This window comes from Streptomyces sp. NPDC030893, assembly GCF_055571535.1.
The window spans coordinates 255,348-268,403 of the sequence record NZ_JBVIFC010000001.1; the positions used below are offsets into that span (position 1 = coordinate 255,348).

Annotated in this window: 8 protein-coding genes; 3 read left to right on the forward strand and 5 right to left on the reverse strand. The window is 74.2% G+C overall.

The features are described 5' to 3' along the window. Positions 1 to 411: 411 nt before the first annotated feature. A complete protein-coding gene (locus ACZ434_RS01125; RefSeq protein ID WP_468450454.1) occupies positions 412 to 1,458 on the reverse strand; it encodes a LacI family DNA-binding transcriptional regulator in 1,047 nt (348 codons plus the stop codon). A 250-nt stretch (positions 1,459 to 1,708) separates the two neighbouring features. Here ACZ434_RS01125 and ACZ434_RS01130 point away from each other — a divergent pair, with 250 nt between their 5' ends. From ACZ434_RS01130 to ACZ434_RS01140, 3 genes are read left to right on the forward strand one after another with little or no spacing between them, the layout of a single operon-like run. Further along, complete coding sequence (locus ACZ434_RS01130; protein ID WP_468450456.1) at positions 1,709 to 2,860, forward strand: Gfo/Idh/MocA family protein; 1,152 nt, start codon at positions 1,709 to 1,711, stop codon at positions 2,858 to 2,860. Continuing rightward, the gene (locus ACZ434_RS01135) at positions 2,857 to 4,008 is read left to right on the forward strand and encodes a dihydrodipicolinate synthase family protein (RefSeq protein WP_468450458.1); all 1,152 of its coding nucleotides are present in this window, start codon (positions 2,857 to 2,859) and stop codon (positions 4,006 to 4,008) included. The genes ACZ434_RS01130 and ACZ434_RS01135 overlap by 4 nt, the downstream gene beginning before the upstream one ends. After that, positions 4,005 to 4,841: a sugar phosphate isomerase/epimerase family protein gene (locus ACZ434_RS01140; RefSeq protein WP_468450460.1), complete on the forward strand. Its 837-nt coding sequence runs from the start codon at positions 4,005 to 4,007 to the stop codon at positions 4,839 to 4,841. The genes ACZ434_RS01135 and ACZ434_RS01140 overlap by 4 nt, the downstream gene beginning before the upstream one ends. A gap of 21 nt (positions 4,842 to 4,862) precedes the next feature. Here ACZ434_RS01140 and ACZ434_RS01145 read toward each other — a convergent pair whose 3' ends face one another. From ACZ434_RS01145 to eccD, 4 genes are all read right to left on the reverse strand, one after another. After that, positions 4,863 to 6,266 (reverse strand): DUF6177 family protein, encoded by a 1,404-nt coding sequence (locus tag ACZ434_RS01145; RefSeq protein WP_468450462.1) that lies wholly within the window; start codon positions 6,264 to 6,266, stop codon positions 4,863 to 4,865. After that, positions 6,263 to 10,276 (reverse strand): type VII secretion protein EccCa, encoded by a 4,014-nt coding sequence (eccCa, locus tag ACZ434_RS01150; RefSeq protein WP_468450464.1) that lies wholly within the window; start codon positions 10,274 to 10,276, stop codon positions 6,263 to 6,265. Before eccCa ends, ACZ434_RS01145 begins: the two co-directional genes overlap by 4 nt. 88 nt (positions 10,277 to 10,364) lie before the next feature. Then, positions 10,365 to 11,633 (reverse strand): hypothetical protein, encoded by a 1,269-nt coding sequence (locus ACZ434_RS01155; RefSeq protein WP_468450466.1) that lies wholly within the window; start codon positions 11,631 to 11,633, stop codon positions 10,365 to 10,367. 21 nt (positions 11,634 to 11,654) lie between these two features. After that, positions 11,655 to 13,040, reverse strand: a complete 1,386-nt coding sequence (eccD, locus tag ACZ434_RS01160) for a type VII secretion integral membrane protein EccD (RefSeq protein ID WP_468450468.1) — start codon at positions 13,038 to 13,040, stop codon at positions 11,655 to 11,657. Positions 13,041 to 13,056 lie beyond the last annotated feature (16 nt).

Genomic DNA, 13,056 nt, shown 5'->3' on the forward strand with positions numbered 1-13,056 from the left:
CGCCCGTCCCGACGGCGGTCGTGGACACCAGCCCGAACGGGCGTTCGGCACCGCCGACGGAGAAGACGGACTTCCCACCGCCCCCCCAACACCGGCATCCCGATCAGCCGGAGCACGTCCACCAGATACACGCCCTAAGGGCGCGGGGAACTGCGCGCTCAACCACAAACCACCCGCAGGTACACCCCCTAGGGGCGCGGGGAACTGCGCGCTCAACCACAAACCACCCGCACGTACACCCCCTAGGGGCGCGGGGAACTGCGCAAACCCCTCACCGACCGGCACGTACACCCCCTAGGGGCGCGGGGAACTGCGCGCTCAACCACAGACCACCCGCACATTCCCCGGGACCGGAGGACCCCCTAGGGGCGCGGGGAACTGCGCAAAACCCCCCAACCGCAACCCCCGCCCTCAACCCCGCGGACCCGCCACAGACCCCCGCACCATCAACTCCCCCCGCACCACCGCGATCCCCCCGACCGGCGCCTCCTCCCGCCCCATGGCGATCCGCCCCGCCCGCCCCCCCGCCTCCGCCAGCGGCAACCGCACCGTCGTCAGCGCCGGCACCGCGTCGATGCTGAACGGCAGATCGTCGAACCCCGCCACCGACACGTCCTCCGGAATCCGCAGCCCGGAGTCCCGCAGCGCCGCACACGCCCCCAGCGCGACGGAGTCGTTCGCCGCGACGACAGCCGTCAACGACGCGTCCCGCCGCAGCAGTTCCAGCGTCGCCTCGTACCCCGACCGCCGGTCGTACTGCCCGTGCACGGTCCACCGAGGGTCCTCCTCGATCCCGTGCGCCGCCAGCGCCGCCCGGTGCCCCTCGAGCCGGTGCCGCGTCGTCGTCCGCTCCATGGGCCCCGCGATGTACCCGAGCCGCCGGTGCCCCAACCCGATGAGGTGCCCCGTGAGTTCCTGCCCGCCGCCCCGGTTGTCGAAGGTCAGCGCGATCGCCCCGGTCTCCGGCGCCGGCGGACGCCCGCACAGCACCACCCGCGTCCCCGCGTCCGTCAGCTTCCGCAGCTTCGCGTCCATCGCCGCCCGGTGCGGCGCGTCCTCGATCGCACCGCCGGTCAGCACCACCGCCGCCGCCCGCTGCCGCTGGAGCAGTGTGAGATAGGTCAGTTCACGCTCGGGCGAGCCCCCCGTGTTGCACACGACCGCGAGTCTCTCCCCGCCCGCGCGCCCGCCCGGCCCCCCGATCTCCCCCTGGATCGCGCTCGCCATGATCCCGAAGAACGGGTCGGCGATGTCGTTCACCAGGATGCCGACCAGGTCGGACGTGGCGGCGGCCAGCGCGCTCGCGGGGCCGTTGAGCACGTAGTCCAGTTCGTCCACGGCCTTCAGCACCCGCTCGCGGGTGGACGCGGCCACGGGATAGTTCCCGTTGAGCACGCGCGACACCGTCGCGGGTGAGACCTGTGCGCGCGCCGCCACGTCCGCCAGGGTCACCGTCATGTCTCGTCCTCCGGTCGCGCGTCTCGTCGTCGTTCCGAGCAGAGACCCTACGGCTCCACGCCCGTTTGTTCGCCCCCTCGAACAACCCGGCCCGCACGGCGGTCTTGTCCACAGGGCCGTTCAGAGGCTAACTTCTCCCTACATAGAAAGCGCTTGCTGTGACGTTCACCAGTCATCCGTCCCGCGACGGCTCCCGCCGCGCGACAGGTGGGGCGTACGCGGCGCGCGGACCGCGTACGAAGGGAACGACGTGACACGCAAGACGGTGCGAATCGCCATGAACGGTGTGACCGGGCGCATGGGCTACCGCCAGCACCTCGTCCGCTCCATCCTGGCCCTGCGCGAACAGGGCGGACTCGACCTCGGCGACGGCACCGTGCTGTGGCCCGAGCCGGTCCTGGTCGGCCGCCGCGAGCACGCGCTGCGGGCGCTCGCCGAGCGCCACGGCCTCGACCACGTCTCCACGGACCTCGACGCGGTGCTCGCCGACGAGACCGTCGACATCTACTTCGACGCCCAGGTCACCTCCGCCCGCGAGGACGCCCTGAAGAAGGCGATCGCGGCCGGCAAGCACATCTACACCGAGAAGCCCACCGCCACCGGCCTCGCCGGAGCCCTGGAACTCGCCCGGCTGGCGAACGCGGCCGGCATCAAGCACGGCGTCGTCCAGGACAAGCTCTTCCTGCCCGGCCTGCTCAAGCTGAAGCGCCTCATCGACGGCGGCTTCTTCGGCCGCATCCTGTCCGTGCGCGGCGAGTTCGGCTACTGGGTCTTCGAGGGTGACTGGCAGGACGCCCAGCGCCCCTCCTGGAACTACCGCGCCGAGGACGGCGGCGGCATCGTCGTCGACATGTTCCCGCACTGGGAGTACGTCCTGCACGAGCTGTTCGGCCGCGTGAAGTCCGTGACCGCCCTCACCGCCACCCACATACCGCAGCGCTGGGACGAGAACGGCAAGCCCTACGACGCCACCGCCGACGACGCCGCCTACGGCGTCTTCGAGCTGGACGGCGGCGCGATCGCCCAGATCAACTCCTCCTGGGCGGTCCGCGTCAACCGCGACGAACTGGTCGAGTTCCAGGTCGACGGCACCGAGGGCTCCGCCGTCGCCGGCCTGCGCGACTGCCGTGTCCAGCACCGCTCCGCGACCCCCAAGCCGGTCTGGAACCCGGACATCCCCGCCACCGAGGTCTTCCGCGACCAGTGGCAGGCGGTCCCCGACAACCAGGACTTCGACAACGGCTTCAAGGCCCAGTGGGAGCTGTTCCTGCGCCACGTCCACTCCGACGCCCCCTACCACTGGGACCTGCTGGCCGGCGCCCGCGGCGTCCAGCTCGCCGAACTGGGCCTGCGGTCCTCCGCCGAGGGCCGCCGCCTCGACGTCCCGGAGATCACGCTGTGACCCTCCACCTGCCGGGCGCGGACGGCACCCTGCGCCCCTACGAACCCCGCGCCGAGCCCCTGACCTTCTCTCCGGGAAGCGCTTTCACCTCCCGTACGGTCTTCTCCGCGGCACACGTCGTCGCCGACCCCTGCGCCGACACCAGTCCCGACTCACCGGCCGCCGTCGACTGGGACGCCACCCTCGCCTTCCGCCGCCACCTGTGGTCGCACGGACTGGGCGTCGCCGAGGCGATGGACACCGCACAGCGCGGCATGGGCCTGGACTGGGCGGGCGCGGCCGAGCTGATCCGCCGCTCCGCCGCCGAGGCGAAGGCCGTCGGCGGCCGCATCGCCTGCGGCGTCGGCACCGACCAGCTCACCGGCGGCACCCTCGCCGAGGTCCGGGCGGCCTACGAGGAACAGCTCGCGGTCGTCGAGGAGTCCGGCGCCCAGGCCATCCTGATGGCCTCCCGCGCACTGGCCGCGACCGCGAAAGGCCCGGACGACTACCTGGAGGTCTACGGCCACCTCCTCCGCCAGGCCGCCGAACCGGTCGTCCTGCACTGGCTCGGCCCCATGTTCGACCCCGCCCTGGAGGGCTACTGGGGCTCCTCCGACCTGGACACGGCCACCGGCACCTTCCTGGACGTCATCGCCGCCCACCCCGACAAGGTCGACGGCATCAAGGTCTCCCTCCTCGACGCCCAGCGCGAGATCGACCTGCGCCGCCGCCTCCCGCGGGGCGTGCGCTGCTACACCGGCGACGACTTCCACTACCCCGAGCTGATCGCCGGCGACGACCAGGGCTTCAGCCACGCCCTGCTCGGCATCTTCGACCCGCTCGGCCCGCTCGCCGCCGAGGCGGTCCGGATCCTCGACACCGGGAACACGGACGGCTTCCGCGCCCTCCTCGACCCCACCGTCGCACTCTCCCGCCACCTCTTCCAGGCACCCACCCGCTTCTACAAGACGGGCGTGGTCCTCCTCGCCTGGCTGGCCGGCCACCAGTCCCACTTCACGATGGTCGGCGGCCTCCAGTCGGCCCGCTCCCTGCCCCACCTCGCCCGCGCCTACGAACTCGCCGACGGCCTCGGTCTGTTCCCCGACCCGAAACTCGCCGAGGAACGGATGCGCACCCTTCTGCACCTGTACGGAGTGACCCCATGACATCCGCAGGCCTCGCCCGCTTCAGCATCAACCAGATGACGGTCAAGCAGCTCTCCCTGCCCCAACTCGCCGACGCCTGCCGGGACCTGGGCGTCCCGGGCGTCGGCCTGTGGCGCGAACCCGTCCAGGCGTACGGGGTGGAGGCGACCGCGAAACTGGTCCGCGACGCGGGCCTGACGGTGACGACCCTGTGCCGCGGCGGCTTCCTCACCGCCATCGACCCCGACGAACGTGCCGAGGCCCTCGCCGACAACCGCCGGGCCGTCGAGGAGGCGGCCACCCTGGGCACCGACACCCTCGTCCTGGTCTCCGGCGGACTCCCGCCCGGCTCACGGGACTTGCCCGCCGCCCGGGAACGCATCGCCGACGCCCTCGCCGAACTCGCCCCCTACGCCGGGGAACACGGCGTGAAGCTGGCCATCGAGCCGCTGCACCCCATGTTCGCCTCGGACCGCTGCGTGGTCTCCACCCTGGCCCAGGCCCTGGACCTCGCGGAACGCTTCCCGGCCCACCAGGTCGGCGTCACCGTCGACACGTACCACATCTGGTGGGACGACACCGCCCCCGCGCAGATCGCCCGCGCGGGCGCCCAGAACCGCATCCACACCTTCCAGCTCGCCGACTGGACCACCCCCCTGCCCGAGGGCGTCCTCAACGGCCGCGGCCAGCTCGGCGACGGCACGATCGACATGCGGGAGTGGAGGGGCCACGTGGAGGCCGCCGGCTACACCGGCCCCATCGAGGTCGAACTCTTCAACGACGCCCTGTGGGCCCGGAACGGCCACGAGGTGCTCGCCGAGACGGCGGCCCGCTTCGTGGAGCACGCGGGGTAGGGCCGCCCGCGGAGTGCACCGTCAGGCCTCCGGCCCCGGCACACCGGCCCGCAGGTGCTCCGCCAGGTGGCGCAGCCGGACGAGGGCACCGGGGTCGGACCCGTCGCCCAGCGGGTAGTGCAGGGCGGGCCCGGAGGCGGGCCCGAGGGCGACGGGCCGTACCTCGACGGGCGGGCGGCGGGCGTGGGTGAGCCCGATGTCCCGCACGTCCCGCGCGCCCAGGGTGAAGGCGACCGGGACGGGCGGCGCCTGGAGCACGGGAGCCGTGGTGAGGTCGCGGGAGCCCCGCCGCACCGAGGCCAGCATCGTCGTCAGACCGTGTTCCCCGACGAGGGTCCCGGCGAGCGGCGTGATCGCCTCCAGGGGCGGCTCCTCGTCCTTCCCGTAGCCGAGGGTCAGCGTCACGTCCTGCTCGACGCCCGCGGTCGTCCGCGTGACCCGGATCCACGCCAGCGCCGGCCGGCCGGGATGCCCCGTCACGAGCAGATGGGTGGGTTCGGGTGCCCGGTCGCGGGCCAGCTCGGTCAGCCTCCGCGGTGACCAGGGCAGGTTGACGGGTTCCGCGGTGCCCCAGCCGGCCGGGGCGGAACCGGTGAGCGCGCGCCAGGCCGTCTCGAGCGCTTCGCCCAGGACGACGTCCTCGTGCGCGGGGAGAGTCGTACGGAACGCGACGACGAGCTGCCGGTCCGGTGACGGGGAGGTCCGCCGGAACGCCTCGGCGACCGTGGCCGTGCCGTCCGCCCCGAGGGCGGGTGTGAACGTCCCGTCCTGCCAGCGCAGCACCGTCCCGGACAGTCCGTCGTAGTAGCCCTGCGCCGGGTCCTGGACGACCCAGCGGTTGGGCACCTGGAGGAGGGTGGCGCGGGCCGGGGCGCTGAGCCGGACGTGCGGCGGGGTGACGATCTGCAGGGCGCGGTCCGACTCGGAGGTGCCGCGCAGCACCTCGGACAGCCAGGTGGTCAGGGCGAGGACGGGACGGTCGGCCAGGACGACGGAGGTGGTGTCGGTGAGGACGTCGACGACCGGCTGTCCGTCGTCCGGCGCGACGGCCGCGCGTACGTCCACGACCCCGGTGTCCGCCGCCGGCTCGGGCCAGGTGCCGCCGCCCAGCAGCAGGGCGAGCCGCCCGCAGACCGATGCCGCCAGCGGTTCCGCCTCGGGCACCGCGCCGGAGGCCCGGGCCTCGGTCCACCAGAACGGCACGGGCATGTCCCGCCCGAGCAGCCGCTCGGCCTCCCCGGGGACCTGGACGAGCAGCGGGGCCTCCACGGACACCAGGGGCCTGCCGTCCGGGGCGCACAGACGCAGCACGGCCCCCTGGGACCCGGCGGTCACGGCCGCCTCGGGGCCGCCCGCGTACAGGCCGGCGAGCAGGGCCCAGGTGTCCGGCATCCTCGGCGTGAGGGCGATGACGTCCTTGGTCACGACTCTCCTTCCCCGGCCCCGGTCAGCGCGGTCTGGACGAGTTGGTGGCGCCGGCCGCGCCGGACGAGGGTGCCCCGGCCCGGCGGCTGCTGGGAGGCGTACAGGCCGGGGAAGAGCTGCCCCTCGGTGCGGTCGCCGGCCATCACCAGGGCGGTGGTGCCCGTCTCGCGCAGGGTGGTCAGCAGCGGTTCGTACAGCGCGCGGGAGGCTCCCGCGGTGCGGCGCGCCAGGACGAAGTGCAGGCCGATGTCCTGTGCGGAGGAGACGTACGGCAGGAACGGCGCGAGGGGCTGCTGTCCGGCGGTGGTGAGGATGTCGTAGTCGTCGGCGAGGATCACGATCCGCGGGCCGCGGAAGGCGGGTTCACCGGTCTCGGGCGCGTCCGGGTCGGCGGTCTCGGGCAGCCGCTTGTCGAGTTCGGCGGCGATGCCCGTGGCGAGGGCGGCGGCGAGCGTGGCGTTGTGGGCGTAGCCGCCCCGGTACGGTTCCGGGACGACGCCGCGCAGGCCGCGACGCGGGTCGAAGACGCCGAAGACGAGCTCCTCCTCGGAGTACCGCTCGACGAGCCCGGCGACGATCAGCTTCAGCAGGTTCGTCTTGCCGCACTCGTTGTCACCGAGGACCATCAGGTGCTGGTCGCCGCCGAACAGGTCGAGCAGTACGGGGGCGAGGGCGTCCTGGTCGAGGCCGAGGGGTATCCGTGTCGGCTCGGCGGCCGGCGAGGGCAGCCGGGTCACCGGGAGCCGGGCCGGCAGCACCCGCACCGGGGCGGCGGGCTCGCCGTGCCAGGTGGCGCGGACGGTCCGGGCCGCCTCGTCCAGGGCCGGGCCCAGATCACCGGTCGTCGCCGAGCCGTCGACCCGGGGCAGGGCGGCCTGCGCGAACAGCTTCCCGTCGGTGAGCACCCGGCCGGGCACGTCGGGCGAGAGCGTCTGGGAGAGCTTGCGGTCGACGGACGAGTCGGCGGGGTCGTTCAGGCGCAGCTCGACGCGGGTGCCGAAGAGCGACTGGGTGGCGATCCGGACGTCGTTCCAGCGCAGCATGCCCGCCACCACGTGGATGCCGTAGCCGCCGCCCCGCTTCAGCAGGTCGGCGACCGGCTCGTCGAGGTCGGCGAAGTCGTCGCGCAGCGCGCCGAAGCCGTCGACGACGAGGACGACGTCGGTGGAGCCGAGCCGTGACAGTTCGCCCCGGGCGCGGAGCCGGCGCAACTGGTCGACGGAGTCGATGCCGTGCTCGCGGAACAGCTCCTCGCGCTCGGCGAGCATGGTGCGCACCTCGGCGACGGTGCGGGCCGCGCGCTCCCGGTCCGCCCGTCCGGCGATCCCGCCGACGTGCGGCAGGGCGGCGAGCGCCGACAGTCCGCCACCGACCAGGTCCAGGCCGTACACGGCGACGTCGCGGGGGGTGTGGGTGAGCGCCAGGGACAGCACGAGGGTGCGCAGGAGGGTGGTCTTGCCGGACTGGGGGCCGCCGATCACGGCCAGATGACCGCCCGCCGTGGTCAGGTCCACCACCCACCGGCCCTGCCACTGCCGGGCCGGGTCGTCGAGCACACCGAGCGGCACCCGCATCCCGCCCTCGGCGCGTGCCAGGCGCAGTCCGTGTTCGGACACCCGGACCGGCCCGGCGGCCGTGTCGAGGGCGACGGCGTCCGGCAGCGGGGGCAGCCACACACGCCGTACGGCGGGGGCGGCGCCGGCGAGCCCGCCGACCATGAGGGACAGCACGGTGGGGCCGGTCTCCCGCCGGGTGGCCGCGGGCTGCTCCTCCGGCTCCTCCTCCCGCTCCCCGGTGTTGTACGCCGGATAGGGCAGGGCGAGCGGCTCGGCGTCCCCGTGTGCGCGGGCCACGGGGCCGCGGTGGGCGCCGGAGACGTATCCCGCCTTGAAGCGTTCGTAGGTGGAGGTGTCGACCTTGAGGTACCCGAAGCCGGGCAGGGGCGGAAGATGGAAGGCGTCGGTGGTGTCGAGGACCGTACGGGACTCGTCCGCGGAGAAGGTCCGCAGACCGAGCCGGTACGACAGATAGGTGTCGAGGCCCTTGAGCTTGCCGCCCTCGATGCGCTGGCTGGACAGCAGCAGATGGACGCCGATGGAGCGGCCGATGCGCCCGATGGACAGGAAAAGGTCGATGAAGTCCGGTTTGGCGGTGAGGAGTTCGCCGAACTCGTCGATGACGACGAACAGGTGCGGGAGCGGTTCGAGGTCCGGCCGCTCCGTCGTGCGCAGCACCGCGTAGTGGCCGATGTCGGCGACGTTTCCGGCGTCCTTCAGGACCTGCTGGCGGCGCTTGACCTCACCGGCGAGGCTGGTGTGGACGCGTTCGACGAGCCCGGCCTGGTTCTCCAGGTTGGTGATCATCCCGGCGGTGTGGGGGAGTTCGGCGAAGGGCGCGAAGGTGGCGCCGCCCTTGTAGTCGACCAGGACGAGGGCGAGGTCCTCGGGGGAGTGGGTGGCGACGAGGGCGAGGACGAGGGTGCGCAGCAGCTCGCTCTTGCCGGAACCGGTCGCGCCCACGCACAGCCCGTGCGGGCCCATGCCGAGCTGGGACGACTCCTTCAGGTCCAGCAGGACCGGCTCGTGACGGTCCGTCAGACCGATGGGCACCCGGAGGAAGTCGCGTTCGCTGCGGGGCTTCCACAGGGCGGACAGGTGGAGGTCGGCGGGGTCGGTGATGCCGAGGAGCGCGGGGAAGTCGACCGGCCCGGTGACGGGGCTGCCCTCGGCGACGGACTCCGGTGACAGCCGCAGCGGCGCCAGCAGCCGGGCGATGCCCTCCGCCCCGGCCGCGGTGACCGGGTCGACGGTGCCCTCGGCGACCGGGGCCGGGGCACCCTCGGGGGTGTCGGTGGCGGAGGCGCGCAGGTCCTCGACGGTCACCCGCTCCCCGTCGACGGTGACGCGCACGCTCACCTCGTCCGGCTCGTGCACCCGCTCCCGCAGCAGGTGCAGCACGGTGACGCCCATGTCCGCCAGCCCCACCGCCGAGTCGGGGCGGGGCAGTTCGGCGGCCGGCTCGCCGTGCGCGTCGACGACCACCAGCAGCCGGTCCGCCAGCCGCAGCGCGCCGCGGTCGGCCAGACCGCGCCGCACCTCCGCCGCGTAGGCGGAGCGCCGCCCCAGCTCGTGCCGCAGCAGACCGGCCAGCTGCCCGAGGTCGGGCGCGATGCGGCGGGCGGCCACCGGACCGTCGTGCGCCCGCGGATCCAGCACGTGCGGCAGCCACTTCGCCCACTGCCACTCACCGATCCGCTCCCCGGGCACGGCCAGCGCCAGCGCCACGTCGTCGGGAGCGTGCACCACCGCCGTCTGCGCCAACAACGCCCGGACGACCCGCAGTACGTCCTCCCGCTCGCCGACCACGCTGACGTTCCCCGCCCGGTCCAGCGGCACCGTCAGAGGCATGTCGGCGGCCGACGCGAACCGGCGCTGGAGGGCGCGCGCCTCGTTGAGCATGAACGGGTCCGGAGGCGTCAGCACCCCGCCGGACCCGCTCTGCTCGATCGCGGGCTCCGGCACCGGTACGTCCCCCACACCGACCCGCACGCGCAGGAAGTCGGCGTCCCCGCGCCGCCGTTCCCACCGCCGGGCGGGGTCCCGCACCAGGTCGTACAGGGCCGCCGGCGGCGGATTCAGCTCCCGCTGGGCATCCCGCAACCGGCGCTGCGCGGCGCCGAGTTCCTCCCGCAGCTCCTCCAGGTACTCCAGGTAACGCTCCCGCTGCGTACGCCGGGTGCGCTGCGCCTTGCCGCGCTGCGACAGGAACAGCGCCACCGCCCCCAGCAGCGCGAAGACCAGCACCACCGCGCCCACCACCGCGAACCGGCTGTTGCGGATCACGGTCATCATGATCACGGAACCCATGACGCCGGCCATCGGCAGCAGCGCGGTCGCCGCGTTGCCGATCTTCCCTTCGGGCAGGTTGGGCGGCGCCTCGACCGGACGGGGCCGGGCGGGCCCGGCGGGCCGGGTGCTGCGGGCGGGCCGGTGGACGATGCGCAGGGTCACGGGCGGACCTCTCCGGAACGGGTGGGGGACGAGGGGTGACGGGGCAGGAGCGGCCGGACGGGGGGCCGCGCCCCCGGGGACGGGACGCTCACCGCACCCTCACCGCGCGTTCCATCACCTCGGCGGCCAGCCGCAGCACGGCCTGTCGCGTGGCGTGCGCCAGGAGATCGGTGCGGATGGGACCCCCGCCGGCCAGATGACGGTCGTACGGCACCGTGACGACGGCGACACCGGTCTCCTTGAGGTGCCCGGCGGCGGTCTTCTCGTCGAGGAGCGTGTCGGGGGTGCCGGCCATCAGTGCCACGACCGTCGTGGACAGCGCCGAGTGCGGCAACCGCGCCAGCCAGTCCAGCACCAGGCGGGTCGCGCCGACACCCTCCGCCGTGATCGGCGCGACCACGACCCGGGCGTGCGCGGTGTCCATCGCCGTACGGGCCACCTCGCCCGGCAGGGTCTCGCAGTCGGCCACGATCACCGCGAAGTAGCGGCGCAGCGCCAGCGTCACCTTCCGGTACGCCGTCATGTCGAGCGGCGGACCGACCTGGCCCCGGCTCGCGGGCAGCAGCCAGCCGCCGTCGGACACCGGCACCAGGTAGCCGGTCACGTCCGTCAGACTCATGGACGGCTGGAGGACCGCCGCGAGATCGGCGCAGGTCCAGCGCACCGCCTCGGCGCCCATGCGCACCGGCAGGGTGCCCAGCGCGGTGTCCGCCTCCAGGGTCAGCACCGGGTCGTGCCGGTAGTGGTTGAGGGTGCGCCCGAGCAGCGCGGAGACGGTGGACTTGCCGACACCGCCCCGGATGGAGGTGACGGCCACCACCCGCCCCGTGGTGACGGGCTGCTGCACCTCACGGGCGATCCGGGTCTGTTCGGCGACGTCCCGGGACACGGACGAGGCGAGCCCCCGCAGCGCCCTCCCGGTACGACGGGACACGGAGTCACCGTGCAGGGGACGCCCCAGGGCGAGGAGAAGCCGGGGATCGAGGGTGGCGGAGGACTCGGGGGCGGGGGCGGCGGGGAGGCGGGAGCCGGGGGCGGGGACGGCGGGCGCCGCGGGCCGCTCCGGGAGCGGGGCGCCGGAGGGCTGCGGGGCGGGGTGGCTGCTCGCGGAGTTCCTGGCGTTTCCGGAGTCCCCGGAGTCCTGTGCTTCCCCGGCGTTCCCGGAGCCACCGAAGCCGCCACCCCCGCTCAGCTCCCGCAACACATCCCGCTGCCAGTCGCTGCTACTGCTGCTGCTGCCGCCGCCGCCGCCGCCACCGCCACCGCCGCCGCCGCCACCGCCACCGCCACCGCCGCCGCCGTTTCCGTCCGCGCCGTGTGCCGCCGGCCGCTCCCGCCCCTGCTCTCCGCTCGTCATGCCGCCGCGCCCCTCAAGCCCTCAAGCGAAGGTGTCGAGCAGTCGCCCGTACACACCGAACACGCCGACGAGCAGCGGGAGCAACGTGATGACTCCCACCGATTCGAGCAGGTCACCGGCGCGCCGCAGCCGTACCCGTACATGCTCGGCGGGCTGCACCGCGAGCACGACGAGCGGCAGGACCGCCAGGGCGACGAGGACGGCCAGCGGCGCCGCGGCCGAGGCCCGCTCCGCCCACACCACCAGCAGCCGTACGACGACGACCGCCGCCGCGACCGGCAGCACGACCACCTCGGCGACCAGCGGGAACGCCCGCGCCCGCAGGGTCAGCACGACCGCGACGACCGCGGCCAGCGACACCGTCCACACGGAGGGGTCCCGCAGCGCCAGCACGGCGGCCGCGGCGGCCGACCCGGCCAGGGTGACCGTGGCGAGCACCAGACCACGATGGGCGGCGGCCAGGGCGGCGGACACCTGATGCCGGCTGACGGAGACCCCTCCGGACCGGCGATCATCGAGCCCCGACAACCCGGAGACCATCAGCGCGAGCCGCGGCAGCACCCCGAGCGCCACCACACAGACGACGCCGAGCACCGCCCCGACCCGGGCCTGCTCCTGTGCCGTCCCGGCACCGGACTGCACGGCGACGACGGCCTCCCAGCCGACGGCGGTCACGGCCACGGCACCGGCGCCCACGATCCCGCCCCGCCCGAGCGGCGTGAACAGCCCGAGCAGCGCGAGGAACAGCACACCCACGGCGGCCACCCCGCCGAGCCGCAGAGCGCCCGCCGAGGACCCCCCGAGGTGGTCGACAAGGCTCCACACACCCAGCACCCCGAGCGCGCCACCGGCACACAGCAGGGTCGCGGCAAGCCCGTGCCTGCGCATCCGCCCCAGGACCGCACCGGCGACGGCTGTCGCACCGGCGGCGGCGAGCAGGGCACCGGCGACGACCGGCCGGTCGTACTGCGCACGCGCGAACAGGGCGGCGACCACCACCCAGCCCACGCTCGCGGCCCCCGCCGTGACCCGCCGCGCGGCCGGCCCCCACACCCACGCCCGGTGACCGAGGTCCTCGGCCACCTCGTCGGTGACGTCGTGCACGACGGGAGCGGGCGGTGCGTCCTCCGCACGGACCAGACGCAGCACGGCACCGTCACGAATGCCCGAACTCTCCAGTGTGCTGTCGTGATCGAGCGCGGAACCGTCCACCGTGACGAGATGACGTACGGCGGGCCGCCCCGCCGCGCGGTCGTCCAGCACCCGCATGATCTCGGGCAGCAGCAGCCCGACCGGCTCCCGCGCCGGAAGCACCAGGTCGACACGCCGCCGCTCACCGACCAGCGTGACCCGGCTCAACACCGCGGGCCCACTGGCCGTTTCCCTGCTCAAGGCCCCCGTAGACATCACGTTCGCGAACCTA

What these genes read in the sequence shown, in the direction of transcription:
- ACZ434_RS01125 (WP_468450454.1), bottom strand. Translation starts at nt 1,458, where the DNA reads ATGACGGTGACCCTGGCGGACGTGGCGGCGCGCGCACAGGTCTCACCC.
- ACZ434_RS01140 (WP_468450460.1), top strand. Translation starts at nt 4,005, where the DNA reads ATGACATCCGCAGGCCTCGCCCGCTTCAGCATCAACCAGATGACGGTC.
- ACZ434_RS01155 (WP_468450466.1), bottom strand. Translation starts at nt 11,633, where the DNA reads ATGACGAGCGGAGAGCAGGGGCGGGAGCGGCCGGCGGCACACGGCGCG.
- eccD (WP_468450468.1), bottom strand. Translation starts at nt 13,040, where the DNA reads ATGTCTACGGGGGCCTTGAGCAGGGAAACGGCCAGTGGGCCCGCGGTG.